The 18,288-nt window shown below is 65.1% G+C and carries 17 protein-coding genes and 2 pseudogenes; 11 read left to right on the forward strand and 8 right to left on the reverse strand.

The window, feature by feature from the left end; translation table 11 throughout:
* Positions 1 to 177: 177 nt before the first annotated feature.
* The 9 genes from C8D89_RS24525 (at position 178) to C8D89_RS24560 (ending at position 10,262) form a co-directional block, all read left to right on the forward strand.
* On the forward strand, positions 178 to 1,335 hold the full coding sequence (locus tag C8D89_RS24525) for an oligosaccharide flippase family protein (RefSeq protein WP_165825921.1): 1,158 nt from the start codon (positions 178 to 180) through the stop codon (positions 1,333 to 1,335).
* Positions 1,322 to 2,884, forward strand: a complete 1,563-nt coding sequence (locus tag C8D89_RS30535) for an O-antigen ligase family protein (RefSeq protein ID WP_243418348.1) — start codon at positions 1,322 to 1,324, stop codon at positions 2,882 to 2,884. Before C8D89_RS24525 ends, C8D89_RS30535 begins: the two co-directional genes overlap by 14 nt.
* Before the next feature lie 280 nt (positions 2,885 to 3,164).
* Positions 3,165 to 3,710 carry a glycosyltransferase gene (locus C8D89_RS31220; protein ID WP_423717261.1) on the forward strand — a complete coding sequence of 182 codons (546 nt, stop codon included), beginning with the start codon at positions 3,165 to 3,167 and terminating at the stop codon, positions 3,708 to 3,710.
* 254 nt (positions 3,711 to 3,964) lie between these two features.
* Positions 3,965 to 4,807 carry a glycosyltransferase gene (locus C8D89_RS24535; RefSeq protein ID WP_165825922.1) on the forward strand — a complete coding sequence of 281 codons (843 nt, stop codon included), beginning with the start codon at positions 3,965 to 3,967 and terminating at the stop codon, positions 4,805 to 4,807.
* Positions 4,804 to 5,934 carry a glycosyltransferase family 4 protein gene (locus tag C8D89_RS28835; RefSeq protein WP_133252053.1) on the forward strand — a complete coding sequence of 377 codons (1,131 nt, stop codon included), beginning with the start codon at positions 4,804 to 4,806 and terminating at the stop codon, positions 5,932 to 5,934. The genes C8D89_RS24535 and C8D89_RS28835 overlap by 4 nt, the downstream gene beginning before the upstream one ends.
* Entirely contained in the window at positions 5,931 to 7,079 is a 1,149-nt protein-coding gene (locus C8D89_RS24545) for a glycosyltransferase (protein ID WP_165825923.1), read from the forward strand. Before C8D89_RS28835 ends, C8D89_RS24545 begins: the two co-directional genes overlap by 4 nt.
* A gap of 23 nt (positions 7,080 to 7,102) precedes the next feature.
* A complete protein-coding gene (locus C8D89_RS31225) occupies positions 7,103 to 8,548 on the forward strand; it encodes a tyrosine-protein kinase domain-containing protein (protein WP_423717262.1) in 1,446 nt (481 codons plus the stop codon).
* Positions 8,549 to 8,620: 72 nt separating this feature from the next.
* Positions 8,621 to 9,370, forward strand: coding sequence for a class I SAM-dependent methyltransferase (locus C8D89_RS31230; RefSeq protein ID WP_116710767.1), 750 nt, complete (start codon positions 8,621 to 8,623; stop codon positions 9,368 to 9,370).
* Positions 9,371 to 9,692: 322 nt separating this feature from the next.
* Positions 9,693 to 10,262, forward strand: coding sequence for a hypothetical protein (locus tag C8D89_RS24560; protein ID WP_133252054.1), 570 nt, complete (start codon positions 9,693 to 9,695; stop codon positions 10,260 to 10,262).
* Between the two features lie 340 nt (positions 10,263 to 10,602).
* Here C8D89_RS24560 and C8D89_RS30540 read toward each other — a convergent pair whose 3' ends face one another.
* Together C8D89_RS30540 and C8D89_RS30545 are read right to left on the reverse strand one after the other, a co-directional pair.
* Positions 10,603 to 10,785 (reverse strand): hypothetical protein, encoded by a 183-nt coding sequence (locus tag C8D89_RS30540; RefSeq protein WP_243418349.1) that lies wholly within the window; start codon positions 10,783 to 10,785, stop codon positions 10,603 to 10,605.
* A 208-nt stretch (positions 10,786 to 10,993) separates the two neighbouring features.
* Positions 10,994 to 11,257, reverse strand: coding sequence for a hypothetical protein (locus C8D89_RS30545; RefSeq protein ID WP_243418350.1), 264 nt, complete (start codon positions 11,255 to 11,257; stop codon positions 10,994 to 10,996).
* 69 nt (positions 11,258 to 11,326) lie between these two features.
* On the opposite strand from C8D89_RS30545, the pseudogene C8D89_RS30880 reads away from it, so the two are divergent.
* A pseudogene (locus tag C8D89_RS30880) lies at positions 11,327 to 11,491 on the forward strand (TetR-type transcription factor C-terminal domain-containing protein); the annotation flags it as partial.
* 90 nt (positions 11,492 to 11,581) lie between these two features.
* On the opposite strand, the gene C8D89_RS24570 reads toward C8D89_RS30880, so the two are convergent.
* The 6 genes and pseudogenes from C8D89_RS24570 to C8D89_RS29525 form a co-directional block, all read right to left on the reverse strand.
* A complete protein-coding gene (locus tag C8D89_RS24570; RefSeq protein WP_243418352.1) occupies positions 11,582 to 11,872 on the reverse strand; it encodes a GDSL-type esterase/lipase family protein in 291 nt (96 codons plus the stop codon).
* Between the two features lie 548 nt (positions 11,873 to 12,420).
* Positions 12,421 to 12,756, reverse strand: a pseudogene (locus tag C8D89_RS31235) (HepT-like ribonuclease domain-containing protein); the annotation flags it as partial.
* 697 nt (positions 12,757 to 13,453) lie between these two features.
* A complete protein-coding gene (locus C8D89_RS24580; protein WP_243418351.1) occupies positions 13,454 to 13,897 on the reverse strand; it encodes a type II toxin-antitoxin system VapC family toxin in 444 nt (147 codons plus the stop codon).
* Positions 13,894 to 14,181 (reverse strand): type II toxin-antitoxin system CcdA family antitoxin, encoded by a 288-nt coding sequence (locus tag C8D89_RS24585; protein ID WP_116710780.1) that lies wholly within the window; start codon positions 14,179 to 14,181, stop codon positions 13,894 to 13,896. Before C8D89_RS24585 ends, C8D89_RS24580 begins: the two co-directional genes overlap by 4 nt.
* Before the next feature lie 126 nt (positions 14,182 to 14,307).
* Positions 14,308 to 15,210 (reverse strand): SGNH/GDSL hydrolase family protein, encoded by a 903-nt coding sequence (locus C8D89_RS24590; protein WP_116710770.1) that lies wholly within the window; start codon positions 15,208 to 15,210, stop codon positions 14,308 to 14,310.
* Between the two features lie 167 nt (positions 15,211 to 15,377).
* Positions 15,378 to 15,788, reverse strand: coding sequence for a SpoIIAA family protein (locus C8D89_RS29525; RefSeq protein WP_165825924.1), 411 nt, complete (start codon positions 15,786 to 15,788; stop codon positions 15,378 to 15,380).
* 655 nt (positions 15,789 to 16,443) lie between these two features.
* On the opposite strand from C8D89_RS29525, the gene C8D89_RS24600 reads away from it, so the two are divergent.
* Positions 16,444 to 17,652 carry a GDSL-type esterase/lipase family protein gene (locus C8D89_RS24600; protein WP_133252056.1) on the forward strand — a complete coding sequence of 403 codons (1,209 nt, stop codon included), beginning with the start codon at positions 16,444 to 16,446 and terminating at the stop codon, positions 17,650 to 17,652.
* The last annotated feature ends 636 nt before the right edge of the window (positions 17,653 to 18,288 follow it).

The raw sequence follows: 18,288 nt of genomic DNA on the forward strand, positions 1-18,288 counted from the left end.
GCCACGACGCCTTCGCCTAGCCACTTGTCGCGCGCTCCGCGTGGAGGACCCCGCGGCCTGTTTGCATGGGCAATGCGCCCGCTTCAAGGCTCCCTTCGTCGGGCGGCTCTCGCCGCCGCAAGTTGGCAGCTACTTCTTCAGCTGACGGCAAAATCGAGCACCCTGGTCATCACGGCTGTGGCCGCGCGATCGACCGACACGCTCGCCGAATTCGGTTCGCTGGCCGCGGTCCAGGTCCTCCAGATCGCGTCGCCAGCACTCTCCGATTTCGGCGTGAACAGCATTGCGACACGAGCGGTGGCGCAGCGGGAAGGCGCGACAAGGACCATCCTTCGCTCGGCCCTTCGCTGCCGCATTGCGACATTCCCTCTGGTTCTATCCCCATGGCTGGTAGCCCTCCTCTTTCTACCGACAAGCCTGCACATCTACGCGGCACTGCTTTTCGTCTCCGCTGTAGCGCAATCTTTCCAACAACCGCTCATAGCGATATTCCAGGGACGCTTCGACTTCCGGCGGGCCGCGATGGCGCCGACCCTAGCCCGAGCCGCGACTGTAGCGCTATCGCTGACCCTCGCGCTAATCGGGTCAATCTCGCTTACTGAGGTGCTCGCAGTCACAATCTGCGCCGATCTTGGCGCCCTCGCATATCTACTCCATCGGGCGCTCAGAGTATCGCGTAACGAGAACCTCCCGGGCCACTCGACGCTCGCGCTACTAATCTCGGCGCTACCACTCGGGATAGGTAGTCTGCTCCAGATCGCGTACAACAAGCTTGACGTGGTCTGGGTGTCTTTAGCCGCCAACGACTCCGTCGCTGGCCTATACGCACCAGCGAGCAGAATTCAAGACGCCGTGGCAACAGTGTCGAGCATCTTGGCCGCAGGACTGCTAGCGACTGCGGCGCGCAGAGCGACGGGCTCAAACTCCGCAAAAGCCCTCCTCGGCGCGCTCCATGCCTCAGTCGTTGCAGGATGGGCAATTCTGGTCCCTCTCGGCCTAACATTCTCACTCTTCAGCGACGAACTGTGCTTCATCGTTCTCGGTCGAGTTGACCAGTCCGCCTCGGTAGCGATTTCGATCATCGTCTGGGCTGCATTAGCCACGGCAGTATCTACTCCTGCCACGAACATTCTGATAGCCGACGGGCGGGTGAAAATTGCAGTGTGGGCTAACGTGGCGACCGCCGCTTTCGCGCTGGCCCTAACCGTCTCGCTTATTCCCAAATACGGGGCTGCAGGAGCCGCATGGACAGCGGTAGCGAGAGAAGCATTTCTCGCAGCATTCAATTACGCAAGCGTCTGTTACCCAAAGCGGAGAGAGCATGACGACGCGTAGGGCGGATCGCGCCGTAGCGCTCGCGGCCGTCGTGACGTCTGCCGCACTATCGGCCATCACAACTTTCGCCCCAACTACCGCGCTACTCCTTGCGGGCCTGTGTCTCGCGCTGGTCGCTCTCAAGTCTGCTATCGCTGCTGGCTACGGGTTCCTTTACATCGGGCTGCTCTCACTGCAAACAGATGGCGGGCTAGACGCTCGTAAGGCGGCGTTGCTGGCGGTTGTAGCTATCCTTCTTCTCCATACACTTTCGTCGCAGGGAGGGGCGCGAAGCTACAAGTCAACCACGCTCATAGCCCTTGTAGCGGTCACGCTTGGAGGCATGGTGGCGATCGCGTACGCGAGCCCTCCTCTCACCATTGCTCGCGAGATCGTGCCCTATCTTCTCCTGGCGCTCTCTCCGATCCTCGGCGAGTATGTCGGCAAGTACCAGGTGCGCGAGACATTCGCGTGGTGTGGGATCGTCTGCGCTGGTATCGCGAGCTCAGCCTTCTTCGCATATCGATGGATTGAGGGTCGTGGACTCGATCAGACCCCAAATGCACAAGTGAGTATAGGGCTTCCCTCTCCGCTTCTAGCGAGCCTAGCTCTGGCTTGGTGCGCCTCGAGCATCGCCTTCCGGGGAAGGTGGTGGACAATCGTCCCCTCTGCACTGGTTGTTAGCGGCTTAGCCATTAGCGGGACACGGGCGGCGGTCGTGAGTCTCGTTGCTTTCGTAGTCCCGTTTCTTCTCGCCGGGCTTCGGGGCGTTCGACGGTTATTCTCTGCGATCCTCTTGGCCGGGGCTTTAGCGGCGGCATTGACGTACTCGCTCATCGATACCTTAAATCTGGACTCGGATGTTCTGTTCGAGCGATACTCCACACTAGCTTCGCCCGGCCAGTTGTCGTCCGACGATGACAGCATTGCTGATCGGAAAGCGGCTCAGGAGATTGCATGGGGGTACGTCCGCGAGCGAGCACTCCTCGGGTCGGGCATCGGTCACGAATTTTACGTTGGGCAGCGAATCCCGACCGCACATAGCCAGCGAAGTGCAGATCTGGACACTCCACTTGAGTTTGTTGCGACCTTCGGCCTTCTTGGATCCGTCCTTTGGCTGATCGCCGCCGGGCGGTACTCAGCAGCACTCTTTCGGACCGCGCCAGATGATGACGTTAGGGCGACTGCGCTCGGATTCGGACTGACTGTCGCAGCAACATCCCTCATAGTGAATCCGGCGTCTGACAAGGGCCTCAGCCTCGCCGTTTTCTGCCTCACCGTCCTTTCCTCGTTCCGCGCGCACGCAAAGGAGAAACGTGATCAGGAGGATTCTCTTCTCCAGCCTCGACGATCCGGGCGACCCCCATTCGGGCCAAAACACCTACTACATGGCAAAGGAATTCTTGGGATACGGCGCGGAAGTGCTTGGGCCACTCCGCGTACGGGGAACCCGCAGACTGCTAGCGACCATACAGTCGCTATCCGCCGGCCGTCCGTCGAGGAACCCCCTATACCTAACCGAGAGCGCGCTCGATCACTACGGCAAAGCCATCGCCTCACGCAGACGTGACGCACTGGTAGTCGTGAACCAGCCCCTGCTCGCCGCGAGGATCGAACCGCCGTACTTCATCCACACGGACTCGTGTTGCCAGGTGTTGGTCGAGCAAGGCGGCTACTTGGACGGTCTAAGTGAAAGGGCCCTCAACCGTTACGCAGACGCAGAGCGACGAGCATTTCTGGGCGCAGAAAAGATCTTTGTGACCAGCAATTGGGCACGGCAGGGAATTTCCTCTGCCTACGGGGTCGAGGCCACGGTCCTGCCCGTCGGCGCGAACTTGGCCTGCGACGCCGTGGAACAAGTAGAGGTCCAGCGCTCGAACAAGTGTCTCAATATACTATTCTTCGGTGCGAGCTGGTCGCGGAAGGGCGGCCCTATGGCAGTACAGATCCTCGACCGATTGCGGGAGCGAACTCAAGCTCACCTCCACATAGTTGGGCCGCGGGACATTGCCGCCTCTGGTCCGCACCTCACCCCTCATGGCCCGCTCGACAAGTCCACGAAGGAAAGCATTACACGCTTTGCCAACCTCTGTGGCGCATGCGACATAATGCTACTTCCGACAAGGGCCGACTGTGCGCCTATCGCTCCCGCTGAGGTCGCGGGTTTCGGCCTCCCAACCATGATTGCTGATGTCGGGGGATGTCGCGACACGGTCCTCGAGGGGGAGTCGGGTTGGGTGATGCCACATGGTGCTACCGCGAACGATTGGGCTTCCAAGGTGTACGACCTCTGGTCAACTGGAGAGCTGAGGTCAGCTCGGGCGGCGGCTCGACATGCTGCGAATCGGGTCTTCAATTGGAGGCGTTCAGTGGGCAAGATAGTCGAGGCAGGATAGTGGCGGGTCCAATCGTCTACTGGAACAACGTTCCTCCGCCGTACATGATTATACGCTGGTCGGCACTCGCCGAAGAATTAGGCGAGGACCGCTTCGAGGTGTGGCTGAATCGCACCAAGATGGAGAGCTATGGCTGGGCTAGCAGGAACGGGTTTAACCACCGAGTTCGCGTGAACCGGACTCTTCGAGTGGGACGGTTCACCCTAACCCTACCGTCGTATGTCCTCGGACGCCGGCCGGCCGCGGTGGTTGCGTTGTACGAGGACTACACGTTCGTGGTCGGTCTCATCGTACTATTCCTGCGAAAGGTACCCGTCTATCTATGGTGCGAGGCAACAACTGAACGGCACAAGCCGGGACGTCGCGGAAGGCGCGTCAAGAACCTTGTTCGTCGAGCCCTCTTCGCGCGTGCGACCGGCTTCTTCTCTCCGGGCCCGGACGCAGACAGATATATCGTTAGGAATGGCGGGAAGCCCGAGCGAACATATCGCCTTCCACATGTCGTGGACCAGAAGCTCGTAGGCCGTGTTCACGATAGATCGAATGCGACAAATAGCGGAGCAAAGGCTTTCGCGTATGTCGGCCGGCTGATCCCTGGCAAGGGCCTTGAGACGCTCTTGCGAGCCTTCTCGTCTGGCGCCGCGTTCAGCAGCCTACGAATCATTGGTGATGGGCCTGAACGTGCGGAGCTAGAAGAGTACGCTTCGGAGCTGGGAGTAGCTGACCGAGTTACGTTCGCAGGCTTCCTTCAGCCCGATGCTGTCGGCGTCGCATTGGCAAGGATCGATGTACTTGTTGTACCGAGCGAAGCTGAAACGTATGCGCTTGTAGTAGATGAGGCTCTCGCTAGCGGTGCGTACGTTCTTGCCTCGTCAGGGATATCCGAGATTCGACACCGAATCAGCTCAGAACGGATAGGTAGGGTTTTCGAGGTCGATAACGCGCCCGAGCTTGCTTCGATAATGTCAAAACTTGAATCTTCTGGCATACCAGGAACGGCTGAGGAGCGGATGAGGGTAGTCCAATGGTGGACTCCTAAGGCCTGGTCCGAGATTCTTCGAGGTACTCTAGAGGAGAATGGGAGTGTCAGCGAGTGAAGCAGCGGCTGTTTCTGAGGATTCTTTCCTATTACGCTCGCCAACACTCCTTCTCAACTGGTGGCGTAAATCAGAGCCGTCTTGAGTGGGTCCGTTCCCTCTCGGAGTTCGGTATAGAAACCTGGCTCCTCGACGCAGGACCCGGGAGTTATCGAAGTGATTTGGGCGATAGCGGTGTGAGCGGTAGGTCAGTCGCCCACACCGGGGCGTCCCGCAACACATACCTGCCTTGGGGGCTTCTCACGTTCCTTCGCTCTGGAGATCTTCTGCTCCTTCATGAGGGCTGGACTGCAAGCAACCTTCTAGCGAGCTTCGCCGCACGCTTACGTGGCGTGCCATATGTTGTAATCCCGCACGGCGTCTACCACAATCAGATTGTTCAGTTACAGCGTTTGAGGCGAGTTCGCGCGAAGATTGAGAAATGGATCCTCGAGAACGCTATGGCCGTTCATATCTTCTTTGAATCCGAGAAGGATGATGTTTCACGCATTGCGCCAGGAGCGCGCATGATTGTAAGCGCCACTGCATACGAAGCTGAACCATCGGCGGTGTGGTCAGGCAGTGGCGGATACGTTGGCTGGTTCGGGAGAATTGACATTCACCATAAGGGCCTTGACTTGCTACTGAATGCCCTGACGTCGTTGGATCCATCGGTACGTCCAAGGCTTCGACTTCGTGGGCCAGACCATCTTGGAGATGGGGTGCGCCTTCGCGAGATGATCCTCGAAATGGGCCTGACGGAGTGGGTGCAGTTGGAGGGGCCTTTCAGGGATGTCTCGGAGAGGGACGAATTTATCGGTGGGGCAAGGGTAATCGTGCACCCTGCGAGATGGGAAGCCTTCGGCCGAACGATTGTCGAAGCGCTGAGCGTAGGTGCTCCGGTTGCTGTGTCTTCAGCTTGTGCTATCGCGCCGACGCTGAAGGCGCACGATGCAGCGTTCATCTTTGACACCGAAGCTGAATTGGCCGCGGTCCTGTCTCTTGAGTGCGATATCTCCACCTATGCGCGGAAGGGAAGGGAGTGGTTGGCGCGGGACCTCACGTGGGGAAGGTCCACGTCGCTATGGCTAGAGCAGCTCGTCGACATCAGCCGGGAGCAAGCGCGGGTTGGGCCTGGTGTGGCATGAGAATCATTCATATTGTACCGCTACTCTCGGATGACGGAAGCTTCGGTGGTCCCTTCCGAGTTGCCTTGAACCAGGTTCGGGAGCTGAGAGCCCGAGGCCATGAGGCCGAGATAATTACGATGCGACTTGGCCATTCTTCGGCCGCTCGTTCCTTCGCCCGCGAATCGGTGCGTGCTTTTCGGGGACTGCGTGTCCCTGGGCTCCGCTTTACAGGTTTGATCTCCCTCGAGCTGATCCTCTGGCTACTAAGGAACCGCTCGGTCGTTGACGTGCTTCACGTGCATGCAAGTAGAGACCTCGTGTCGATGAGCGCGATGGCAGCGTCTCGTTTTCTACCGCGCGCTCGAATTATCGTACAGACTCACGGGATGATCCAGCCAAGCGGCCGTATAGGGGTTCGAGTATTTGATTCTGTGTTGACAACCAGGCTGATTGTCCGGAGTCACGTGGTCTTGACCCTAACCAACGAGGAGCGAGCCGGCCTTCAACGCCTCGAACCGTCGATATGCACGATGAGCATATCGAACGGTCTCCAAGGATCGTTCGAGCACGCCGAGGAGCAGCGAGATCATGAGGTCCTCTTCTTGGCGCGGTTGCAAGAGAGGAAACGGCCGGTTCAATTCGTCGAGACGGCGGCCGAGCTGCACCATCGGTTCCCCACCTGGAAGTGGACGATTGTAGGACCAGACGATGGGCAGTTGAGCCGTGTGAAGGAAGCCATTGAACAAAAGCTTCTGCAGGACATAGTAACGTACGAGGGCAGCTTGGGGTACGCCGAGGTTGAGCGGCGCCTCTCGCGCGCGTCCGTTTACGTGTTGCCGAGTGTCGACGAGCCGTTCCCGATGAGTTTGCTGGAAGCAATGCAAGCCGGGCTGGCATGCGTCCTTACGAGATCATGCGGCATTGCCGAGACTTTGGAGAAACATCAGGCAGCGCTAGTGGCGGACCCGAACCTTCCATCGATAGTGCGGAGCGTTGGGCGAATCCTCGAAGACCACGAATTGCGCATGAGCCTGAAGCGCGAAGCTCGAAGGGTGGTCAAGTCTATCTATTCAATCGAGGCAGTAGTAGACAGATTGCTCGATATCTACGGCGGATCGAACGGTTCGTCGCGCGACTGTATAGCGTCTGAGGAGGCGCCGTGACTCTCTCGGCCATAGTTCGTGTCGTGCGGGAGAGAGCTACTCTGGTAGGTCTGTGCCTGCTTGTCTCGTTCGCACTGACCGCTACTCTGACGTTTCTACAACCTCGGGAGTACTCGTCCAGAGTTGTGCTCTACGTTTCCTCCGGTCAGGGAAGCGGAGATGCTTCTAGCGCTTACCAAGGTAACCTTCTGTCCGAGCAACGTGTGAAGTCTTACGAGCAGCTTGTCACGAGCAACCGCGTGATGCAGGAAGTAATCGATACGCTCCGGCTTCGGGTGACCGCTAGCGGTCTAGCCAGCAAGGTGGAGACCGCTTCGGAGGCGGACACGGTCCTACTAAGTATCTCTTACCGGGACCGGTCGCCAGAGGCGGCGGCGGCGGGAGCGAATGCGATCGGGCAAAGCGTCGTGAGCTTGATCGCGGAGTTGGAGCGTCCAGCGGAGGCCAACCGGCAAGCGCCTGTGGTGGCGCGGCTAGTGGAGCCCGCAAGTGTTCCCTCGGCCCCTGTGTCACCGAGGACGTACATCAATCTCGGATTGGGCGTGCTTGTCGGTCTCATCATTGGGGTGTCAGCAGCGCTGATGCGGGATCGCTATGACGTGCGGTTAAAGGGACAGGAGAAGCTGCGGGACATCTTTGGTTTGCCGAACCTGTCTGCGATTCCAATGCGATCTCAAACGAGTGACAGGGCAGACGGTTTCGCCGATGTCGCTGACGCAGGGAACAGAGTGACGGAGGCGTATAAGCGCCTTCGAGCGAATCTCCGCTACGTAGATCTTGACGCCAAGAGCAAGGCTATCGTTATTACGAGTTCGATTCCGGGAGAAGGCAAGACGTCTGTAGCTGCAGGCTTGGCGTTGACGCTCGCGCAGGCGGGTTCGCGCGTGGTCGTTGTCGAGGGTGACTTGCGCCGTCCAAAGTTGGGCGCTTACCTGAACGTCGAGAGCGCAGTCGGTATTACAAGTGTGCTTTCGGGGCGAGCTAATCTCGACGATGCTCTGCAGCGAGCGCGTAGTAGCGTCGACGTCCTTGTTTGTGGGCCAGTGCCACCGAACCCGAGCGAGATATGTGCTTCTGGCCAAATGGCTCAGCTTCTAGGGGACTTGAGGACAAGGTATGAGTATGTCATTGTTGACTCGCCTCCGCTGCTCCCCGTTGTTGACGGTGCCGTACTTGCTGCGGCCTGTGATGGCGCGCTTCTTGTTGCTCGTGTTGATTTCGTTACCGTGCCACAGGTCGCGCGATCGGTGGAGGCGCTCGAGGCAGTGTCGGCCAAAATTCTGGGGTCGGTCGTCATCGGAGCGGTTGGCCGTGACGAGAGATCGTACGGTGCATACGGATCGTACGTTGGTCAGACAGCTGCCAACTCGAGTGGTTCCTCTGTTGACGCACGAACATTGAATTACAGGCGAAGTGAGTTTCCCCTGTCGGGCAACAGCAGAAGGCCTTCGCCGCATCGGAGGGAGTAGGTCTCGTGAGGGTGAGTTTGGAGCATTGGAAGGTCCATCGTGTCTGAGCACAGAATTCCTACGCGTCGCGAAGTGAACAAGATCCCGGGCTGGCTTCCGGGACTCGATCAAGATTTGTTCAATCTGATCTTGGGCAGTCAAGATCGAGGCGACTTGACCGAACTTGGCGCGTATATGGGCCAGTCGGCGGTCGTAATTGGCGCTCATTGCCGGCAGGGTGAACGGTTTCTCGTGATCGACCTGTTCGGTTCAGACGCTGATGACCCAGCGAATGCGCTCGAGAATGCCAATGAATACCGGTCGTTGAACCGACAATCGTTCGAGCGTTATTATCGACGAGTCCACCGCCGGTTGCCCGAAGTAGTCCAGGGTCGGTCAGATCTGCTCCCTTGTCACGTAACGCCTGGGTCTCAACGATTCGTACACGTTGACGCGTCGCACTTGTTCAAGCAAGTGGTAGTAGACATTAAGAATGCGCACACGTCGCTGATGGACGACGGGGTCTTGGTGTTGGATGACTACAGGTCGATGCACACGCCGGGGGTTTCGGCTGCCGCCTGGTCGGCCGTCGGGGCCGGGTTGCGACCGTTCGCGTTGACGCCCCAGAAGATGTATGCAACTTGGGGTGATGCAAGCCGATATGGGTCTTTGGTCGAGAATTGGGCAGCTCTCCATGGGCAACCATTCGAGCGACAGGCGATTTACGGTGAGAGCGTCGTCAGGCTCAAGCCGCGCCCGGGTCGCGGTCCAACTCGGATCATTCGCCGGAGAGTGCGGTCGACCCTCAGCGCCGTTACCGGCAGAAGGGGTCAAGGCGACTAGATTGACTTGGGCACATTTGGAAGTGGGAGCGAGGCGTGCTGTTTGATCATGCCGTCCGGATGTGTTCGGGGAGGTAGGGCTTTGAGCCGGCCGTCCCGATGGGGCGCCGGTGGTGACAGTAGCGACCGGCTGCGAGTAAAGATCGTGTCCTCGCCAGCCCTCCACGCTTATGATCACCTTAGCCAGCCGACGGTCGTCCGGCACCCCTGCTGCAGTCGCTGTCCATCTCGGCGTACTGTGACGTCGCATGGGGGATAGGGACAGCTCGCGGGATCGGCTCCGATCGACCGCCTTGGTTGCCGCGAGCACAATAGTGTGCACGGTGGCCGTGATCGCAGGTGCCAGCGGACTTGCCGCGCTCGTCGGTGCTCGCTTCGAAGATCTGAGTCGCGATGTGTCCGCGGTGCTCGGTGGACCGCCGTGGACGGGCTCACTCTCACAACTGGTCGGTTCGGCATGGTTCGCGTCCGCGGCCATCGCAGTGTTCGCCGCCGTGGTCCTCCGACGGTCCGGGCGCGATGGTGCCCGGATGCTATTGACGGGCGGGCTCCTAACTGCGGTTATGTCCGCTGACGATCTGTTTCTCCTGCACGAGGGCGTGTTTCCGGAAATTGGGATACCGGAGGTGGCCGTTCTAGGAGCCTACTTTGTCGCCGCAATCGTCTTCATTTTACGTTTCCGGGTGCAACTTGCCGAGAGTGCCCTGCTTATCGGTGGTGCCCTGTTGATGTGGGTCTTGTCCGGAGTCGTCGACTTGGTGGTTGTGGCGGGATCGTTCCTTCTCGAGGATGGAGCGAAGTTGGCCGGGGTCGCTCTGTGGTCGGTGATGCTGGTCCGTCTGAGCTCCGCCAAGGTCGCGGCCGCGATGACCGACCTGCAGCGGATACAGTGACCGCGGCAATCGTAGGGCTCGATTCCGGGGCCGCCTGCGCAGGTTGTCTCTTGGGTGGCGCAACACCAGCCTCGAGTGTCGGGGACCAAACTTATAGACGGGCGCGGTGTCAACTGCCAGTTCGAAACCTCGGGGTGCGGATCACCGATGCCGCGCTGGCCGGTGAGACCACGGTGGTCTTCGCCGATCTGATTGTCGACGGGCCCGGGCGCTGCCCGGGCTGAGGTCTGGCTGGGACCTACCGCGATACCGTCGAGCGCCGCGCGGCTGACATGCCGGTCGTCGGGCACCCGCTCGAGCTGCGGGTCCGGCTACCGCGCTATCGCTGTGACCACGACGGCTACCCGCGCGAGGTGTTCGCCCACGACAGCAGCCGGCTGGCCCGCCCCGGCTGGTCGACCACGCGGCGCTGCGCGCAGTTCGTCATGCGACGCCTGGCGATCGAGAAGGCCACCGTGGCCGCGGTCGCCCGCGAGCTGGGCCGCAGCTGGGACACCGTGAACAGCATCGCGGTCGCCGCCACGCAGGAGTTGCTGCTCTCTGCCGGTCCGGCGCGGTTGGACGGGGTCCGGGGGAAGAGGGGTCGACGAGCACCAGTGGTCGCATGTGCTCGGCGCCGACGCCGACGGCTTCGTCACCGTGGCCACCGACCTCACGGCGGTTGTCGCGGGTCAGGGGCCGGCGCGGCGTCCGGCGTCGTTGCGTTACCAGTTGTCCGTCCCGGGATGGGGTCAGATCATCTGCTCGTGGGCGGCGTCGACCTCCCGGCGGTAGGTCTCGGACACGTCCTCGCGGACCTCGAGGACGGCGAGGTCCCGCTCGACCATCGCCGTCACGAGCGCGGCGACGTAGCGCATCTGCAGTTCGATGATCGTGAACTGTGAGCCGCCGTGGCCGAGCGCGGTGTTCGGGCCGCTGAGCAGGAAGAGGTTGGGGAAGCCGGGCAGGTGACGCCCTCGCCGCCCGCCGCGTCGAGTACCTGGTTGGACCTGCACGAGCTCGCCGCGCTGGCCCCCCCGAGCACCGCGCGGTCGTCGAGGACCACCGCCTAGTACCACCGCCGCGTGCGGGACGTGATCGCCGCGAGAGCGCGGTCGGGGGAGTTCACGGTGCCCGACGCCCGGCTGGCGGCCTTCGCGCTGCTCGACACACTCAACGGCATCGCCGGCTGGTACCGCGGCGACGGCCCGCTCGCGCTCGACACCCTCGCGGACGGCTACGTCGACCTGCTGATCGGCGGGATGCTCGGCGCGCGCCGGGCCTCGGGCGAGCCGGGGCTGACAGTAGCGACGCGCTCGGGGTGCCACCACCTGCTGCTGTCAGGGCCGCGCGGACGCTTCGGTCAGCTGAGTGCTGCCGAGCTCGGCCGCGGCCCGGTCGGCCATGGCCTGCGCGCCGGGGGCGTTGGGGTGCACGACGACGGGGTTGGTGCCGCCGGTGGTGGGCTCGATCCAGCGGGTGCCGACCGGTTGGCAGGCGTCGTGGCCGTGGGAGGCGGTGGCGACGTCGATGTAGGTGACGTCGGTGGCCTCGGCGGCGCGGCGGACGGCGTCGTTGAGTGTGGCCTGGATGTCGTTGAGGTAGGGCACGTCGCGAGTGGCCACAGGCATGATCGGGTAGCAGCCCCGTTCTGGGGCAGGATCTGCAGGTATCCGGCGGTCGCGATCCGGGTGTTGGGCGCCGCGGCCTTGACCGTCTCGCCGCAGGCCGAGGCGCTCTCGGAGTCGACCGACGTCGTCACCATGACCATCGGCGGCAACGACGGCGGCGTGTTCGCCGACCCGATCCGGGCCTGGGGGACCGCGGCGGCGACGACCGCGGCACCGGCGACCTCTGCGAGGAGCAGAACGGCGACCGCTTCACCGAGGCTCGTTGTAGTGCCGCGTGTCGGCGCCCCAGCAGGAGACGTCGGTGAGCTCGTAGCCCCAGCGCTCGGCCAGCAGGTGGCCCCAGTTGCGGGCCGACTGCAGGCACTGCGGTGGCGCACCCGGCGCGGGCTGAGGACCCCGTTCAGCCCCGGTCCGAGGGAGAGCAGCGCGGCTGACGTCGCCACCGCCCGCGACCGCGAAGCGCTATTCGGCAGATCCTCCCGGAACCATCGCGCCACCTGGCCGACGTAGAGCCGGTTGTGTTCGAGGGCGAGCGGTATCGCCGCGGCGACGATGTCGTGATCGACGTCGAGGTAGGCGTGCACGAGGACGTTGCGCATCCCTGCGGCGGGCTCCATCGCGTCGGCCTGCTTCCTCTCCAGCGCGCCCGCTCCGGCGACGAAGTCGAAGACTCCGCGTACGTGACCGGAGCCTCGCCCAGCCGAGCCACGGAGACATGGGAGTTGACGGCGAAGGCGAGTTCGACGAACAGCGTGAGGATCCGCTCGACGGCCAGCGAGGTCGTCGCCTCGGCCCGAAGGGTCGCCTGGTCGACGGGGCCGATCGTCTTTAGGGTCGCGGCGAGGTCCTCGATCTTGTGGAGCTTGGGACGGACCGCGCGTCAGTCCAGCGGTCGTGGGTTCATTCGGCGAGGAGTTCGAGGTCGAGGCGTCGGGAGGGGTCGGTGTCGATGCGTTCGCCGATCGCCGCGGCCATGGCGGTCGCCAGCGCCCCGGGCTTGCTCTCGAAGAGCCACACGGTGGCGACGAGCGCGTGCTGCCGAAGACAGTCAAGCCACGAATACCGTGGCGTGCGGCGAGGGCGTCGAGGTCGCCGGATCCAGCGGCGACCTCGAGCCGGGCCAGCCCCTCGTGCGGTGTCCTCACGGGCACATCGTCTCACCGTCGGTGAGCGGGCTGGCAGAAGCTGCGCCGCGTCGGCGGCTGGAGGTGCACCCGCAGGCCGAGCGGCGGGTCTTCAAGGCGCCGCCGGACGCCTCGAGCAGGCGCGCGAGCGGCTCGTGGTGCTCATCCGGCGGTGACGGGCCTCGGCGCGACGTCGCGGCGGCCCGCGGCGCGTACCCGCTCGGCGTGCGCGCGGGACCGGCTGTTCACCACGAACCACGGCGCGTTCGCGTGGCGGGGCGCGTGACGGGCGGGGAGCTCGCGGTGGCGCTCGAGCACCGCCCGACCCGTGCTCGCGCGGGTCCAGACCGAGGTCCCGCCGGCGATCCAGCGTCGCGGAGTTCGTCGACGGCCGCCAGCGGCGATGAGTGGAGGGGTCCGGCGGGGAGGAATTCGATGGTGGCTCCGGGCAGCCCCGTCACGAGGCGGGAACGGCCTCGACGCGTCCGCTGCCGGCTCGGGCGAGCCCCCGATCGGTGGTGAGGACCATGACGTCGAGGTGTTCGGCGAGCTCGACGTACAGCGCGTCGAGCAACCGCAGCCGCCCTCGGCGGCGCCAGCTCCCGGCGAGGAGCGCGGGAGGAGGGTGCTCGGTGACCGGCATCGTGGTCAGCTGCTGCACCGCGGCGGCGACCTGGTCGTCGGCGAGGGCGCCGTCGCGGTGCAGTCGACCGAGAGCGGAGAGGACGTCGGCGAAGAAGTGCGCCGGGACGTGCAGGGCGGTGCCCCGGAGCCGGGCGGCCGCCGCGGCAGCGAGCTCCGTACCGGCCAGGAGGTCCACCGCGAGGGAAGCATCGAGCACCACGGTCTCGGTCGCCGCGGGACCGCGCGTGCCCGGGCCGGACTGTGCCGGCACGGTCACGTCGACGCTCCCGCCTGGTCGGCCCCCGGAGTGGTCTCCGGTTCAGCGAGTCCGAATTCCCCCCGAGCGTCGTCGAGAGCCGCCAGCGCCGAGGCGTGTGAGACGGATGAGCCTCGCGCCTCGTCCATCGTGGCTACTGAGGGGAGACGATCCAGCCAGTCGTCGGTGGCGTGACGGGCGAGTTCTCGCTCGAGAGCGGCCTGGGTCAGCGCCGAGACGTTCAGCCCCAGAGCCCGGGCTCGAGCAGCCAGGTCGTCGGGCACCCACACGTTGAACCGAGCCATACACACATGGTGCACACAGCCATACCGGGGACGCCTCGACGCGCACGAGCAGGCGAGCGATGGGGTCCGCGCCGCGGGATCGGCGGTCGTGGATCAGCGCCGGGGCCGCGGTGAGGGCGGTCGGGGTCAGTCGAGTGCGGCGGCGCGGTCGGCCATGGCTCGGGCGCCGAGGGCGTTGGGGTGCACGACGACGGGGTTGGTGCCGCCGGCGGCGGGCTCGATCCAGCGGGTGCCGATCGGCTGGCAGGCGTCGTGGCCTTGGGAGACGGCGGTGACGTCGACGTAGGTGACGCCGGCGGCCTCGGCGGCGCGGCGCACGGCGTCGTTGAGCGTGGCCTGGATGTCGTTGAGGTAGGGCACGTCGCCCGTGGCCACCGGCATGATCGGATAGCAGCCCTGTTCCGGGGGCAGGATCTGCAGGTATCCGGCGATCGCGATCCGGGCGTTGGGCGCCGCGGACTTCACCGTCTCGAGGGCCTCGACCAGCGAGGGGTAGGTGTCGTCCTCGATCGTCTCGGTGAAGCGGTCGCCGTTCTGCTGTTCGCAGGGGTTGCCGGTGCCGCCGGTCGTCGCCGCCGCGGTCCCGCAGGCCTGGATCGTCTCGGCGAACACGCCGTTGTCGTTGCCGCCGATGGTCATGGTGACGACGTCGGTCTCGTCGGAGAGCGCCTCGACCTGCGGGGGGACGCCGGGGTACTGCGGCGCGGTGTAGTCGCCGGTGTCGGCGCCCCCGCAGGAGACGTCGGTGAGCTCGTAGTCCCACCGGTCGGCGAGGACGTGGCCCCAGTTGCGGGCCGACTGCAGGCACTGCGGCGGCGCTCCCGGCGCGGGCGGCAGGACCCCGCTGGCCGCGCTGAAGCTGTCGCCCATGTTGACGTACTCGACGCCGCCGTTGCTGCCGCCGTTGCTGCCGCCGCCGTGGGTGTCGTCGCCGAGCGCGGCGGGGACACCGAGGGCCGCGAACCCGACGGCGGCGATCGCCGTGACCAGCCCACGCCGCAGCAGCGCGCTCGATGCCCTCGACGCCATCGGTCGTCCCCCGCTACCGCGACCCGGTCTCCGTCGCCACGGCGCGGGCGCGCCGCCGGAAGGTCGCACTCGATCAACGACGCCGGTTCATGCGGGTCACGCGATCGGGGTGGTGCGCTTCGGACGACGAGGTTTCGTCGGGTCTCCACCGTCGGTGGACGACAGCGTCAGCGTCCGCGCATGCGCCCTTCGAGGTCGTCGGCCGTGGCCCGGGCGCCCGTACCGCCGCGGAGCCAGCGCATCGCCTCGTCGTCCTCGGTGGGGTGGAACGTCTCGATCTCGACAGACGAGAGCACGGCGTCCTCGGCGCGTGCCAGCCGCGCCGTCCACCCCGGCTCGACGAGGACCGCGATCCTCCGGATCCGGTCGAGCTCGCCGGCCAGGCGCAGGTCCTCCCACACCGCCGTCGGCGTGACGAGGCCGACGTCGACGATGTGCAGCAGCACGTCCACGTGACCGGCCTCGTCGGCGGTCCGGCGCAGCACGTCGCGCAGCTCGGTCATCGCCTCCCCGTCGATCCGGCCGTCCACGCGGACGTCGACCACGGCGGAGTCCGCGAGCCGGGCGCTGGTGATCATGGCTTCTCCTTCCGTCGTGGGCTCGGTGTCCCCGTGGGGACGGCGATGGCAATCGCTGCCGGCACGCAGCTTCAGTCGGCGGCAGGAGGGGACCTCAGCCACGCTGCATGACCTGTCAGTCCGCGGTGGCTCGGCGCCTGGCGCCTCATCCGTCAGGAACACGATGCGTGAACGAGATTCGTCCCCGACTCCGCGCGTCCTGCGCACGACTGGTCTCATCAGCCGACGCGGATGACGCTGACGAATTCTTCTCCGTCGACGGCGAACAGCGACGACCGTCACTGGTGAGCGTGGGGGCTGACGGGTCGTGGCCGATGGCCATCGAGGAAGCGATGCGGCTCCCTTCTCGGGTGACGGTGAGGAAGGAGCCGGTGACCGTCTCACCGATCGCGCTCTGTGAGGCGTAGAGCGCGGCGGGACCGACGGCGAAGGCCACCGGAAGGTCCGGCGTGGCCGCCGTACGTCCCGACCGGCTTTTCGGCCACGGGACACGGTAGAGCGATGAACCCTGCAGGTCCTCGTGGACCACGGACGGCCGGGGGGCCACCCCTGAGCTCGGGGATACGTCCGGGTCCGCCGGTCCTCCTAGCGTCCTCCGCGATCGGCAGGCGGGAGCCGCCGCGCCGTCATCCTGCGGAGAGAGGACGTGGCCACGATGGCCCTCACGAGAACCGGGCGTGCCCTGGCGGTCGGCGCGCTCGCCCTGCTGATTCCCCTGACGACCGCGAACGCCGCTGCGGGACACGCCGCGTTCCCGCCCGACGACGAGACCCGCAGCTACTTCGGCTGCCCCCTGCTGCTCGAGGGGCAACGCCACCCGTGCGTCGTCCGCCTGCAGAACGACCTCAACGCGATCGAAGAGTCCTACGCCCTGCCCGGCACCGACGTCTTCGGCCCGGCCACCCGGATCGCCGTCCTGGACTTCCAGGGTCGTCACCGCCTCCCGGCCGACGGGAACGTCGGCGGCCGGACGGCCGACCTGCTCGACACGCAGGCGCGGCAGGCGCGTTCGGCCTCGGAACCGCAGCCCGCTCCGCACCCGCCGGGGCGCTACGCCGCGCTGGGGGACTCGTTCGCGTCCGGGGAGGGCACCGGGGACTACGTCGACGGGACCGACACTCCGGACAACCGGTGCCACCGCTCCGGGCACGCCTACGGCACAGCGGTCGGCCGAAAGTTGGGCATGGAGACCGACGTCATCGCCTGCAGCGGCGCGCGCACGGTCGACCACTGGCTCCCCCAGAACGGCCGGCTCGGGCAGACCGACCAGCGCAGCGCGGTCGGGCCGGATACCACCCTCGTGACCGTCACGCTCGGGGGCAACGACATCGGCTTCGCACCGCTCGCTGTGAACTGCGCCGGGGGGAAGCTCGCCCGGGAGAGCTGGAGCGCGAATTGCGTGGACGAGATCGAGGGCTCGGTGCGGCGGGCGCCCGAGGTTCGGGAGGCGCTGATCCCGCTGCTGCGTGACGTCCACGAGCGGGCGCCCCGGGCACGGGTCCTCGTCACGGGGTACCCGCGCCTGTTCCCGGATGCGCCAGGCGACCAGTGCCCGACCGGCGTGCCGTTCATCAGTTGGCAGATCAAGGAGATGACCCGGCTCAACGCCCTCGCCACGGCGCTCAACGCCCAGATCCGGTCGGCGGCCGCCGAAGCCGGACCGTGGGCGTCGTACGTCGATCTCGAGAACGCCCTCGCCGGCCACGACGCCTGCAGCTCCGACCCCTGGGTGCACCTCGTCCGCGACGTGTTGGATGAGCGGCGGCAGGAGAGCTACCACCCGACGGTTGCGGCCCAGGGCGAGTTCGCCCAGCGCGTCCTGCGGTGCTATCGGGACCCGAGCAGCTGCGATCCCTCTCGCTGAGGACTGTCATCGGCGTGGTCCCCGATGGTCGCCAGGGCAGGTTCCTGGTCCTTGGGGTTGTTCCGCTCGTGGTGACGGGTGCTCCCTTCGGGTGCGGGCCAGCGCGCCCGACGTTCACCTTGCCTTCGTGTGAGGCGGCCTTCTTGTCGATTGCAGCTTCCGCGGCGGTTTCGATGCGGGACACACGAGGTCATGCACGGGTTTCGTGCCGGCGCCGAGGGGCGAGGCCAATCGCTGTCGCTCCGCGCCGCCAGTCGGCGGCAGGAGGGGGATGTGTCGTCGAATGCCTCCTTGCGCGCTCTGACCCAGGGCGCACCGCGCGTCCGCGGCCGCGTCGTGTTCCTCGATCGCGTGCGTGATCGGGAGCCGACGCGGTCGGGGCGGGCGTGTCGGTCCGGCACAGGGTGCGGCGGCTGCTTGACCGACGCCCGAGGGGTCGAGGGTCCGTGGCGGGTTGCTTCTGCCCGGTGGTCAGAAGGGCGGGTCGCCGGGGTCGCTGAGCGGGGCCGGGGCCTGGACGGCGGCCGCGGGCCGGTGTGCGTGGGCCCGGCGTGCGTGGGCGCGGGTGGCGCGCTCGGTGATCGCGGTGAGGTCGTGGTTGGTGTCGTCGTCGGTGTCGTGCCAGCCGTCGTCGGG

It is taken from the genome of Actinomycetospora cinnamomea, from assembly GCF_003096675.1.
Lineage (GTDB): Bacteria > Actinomycetota > Actinomycetes > Mycobacteriales > Pseudonocardiaceae > Actinomycetospora > Actinomycetospora cinnamomea.

Coding starts and splice junctions, on each gene's coding strand:
- C8D89_RS30535 (WP_243418348.1), top strand. CDS start 1,322: ATGACGACGCGTAGGGCGGATCGCGCCGTAGCGCTCGCGGCCGTCGTG.
- C8D89_RS24545 (WP_165825923.1), top strand. CDS start 5,931: ATGAGAATCATTCATATTGTACCGCTACTCTCGGATGACGGAAGCTTC.
- C8D89_RS24570 (WP_243418352.1), bottom strand. CDS start 11,872: ATGCCTGTGGCCACTCGCGACGTGCCCTACCTCAACGACATCCAGGCC.
- C8D89_RS24585 (WP_116710780.1), bottom strand. CDS start 14,181: ATGGCTCGGTTCAACGTGTGGGTGCCCGACGACCTGGCTGCTCGAGCC.
- C8D89_RS24590 (WP_116710770.1), bottom strand. CDS start 15,210: ATGGCGTCGAGGGCATCGAGCGCGCTGCTGCGGCGTGGGCTGGTCACG.
- C8D89_RS29525 (WP_165825924.1), bottom strand. CDS start 15,788: ATGATCACCAGCGCCCGGCTCGCGGACTCCGCCGTGGTCGACGTCCGC.
- C8D89_RS24600 (WP_133252056.1), top strand. CDS start 16,444: ATGGCCCTCACGAGAACCGGGCGTGCCCTGGCGGTCGGCGCGCTCGCC.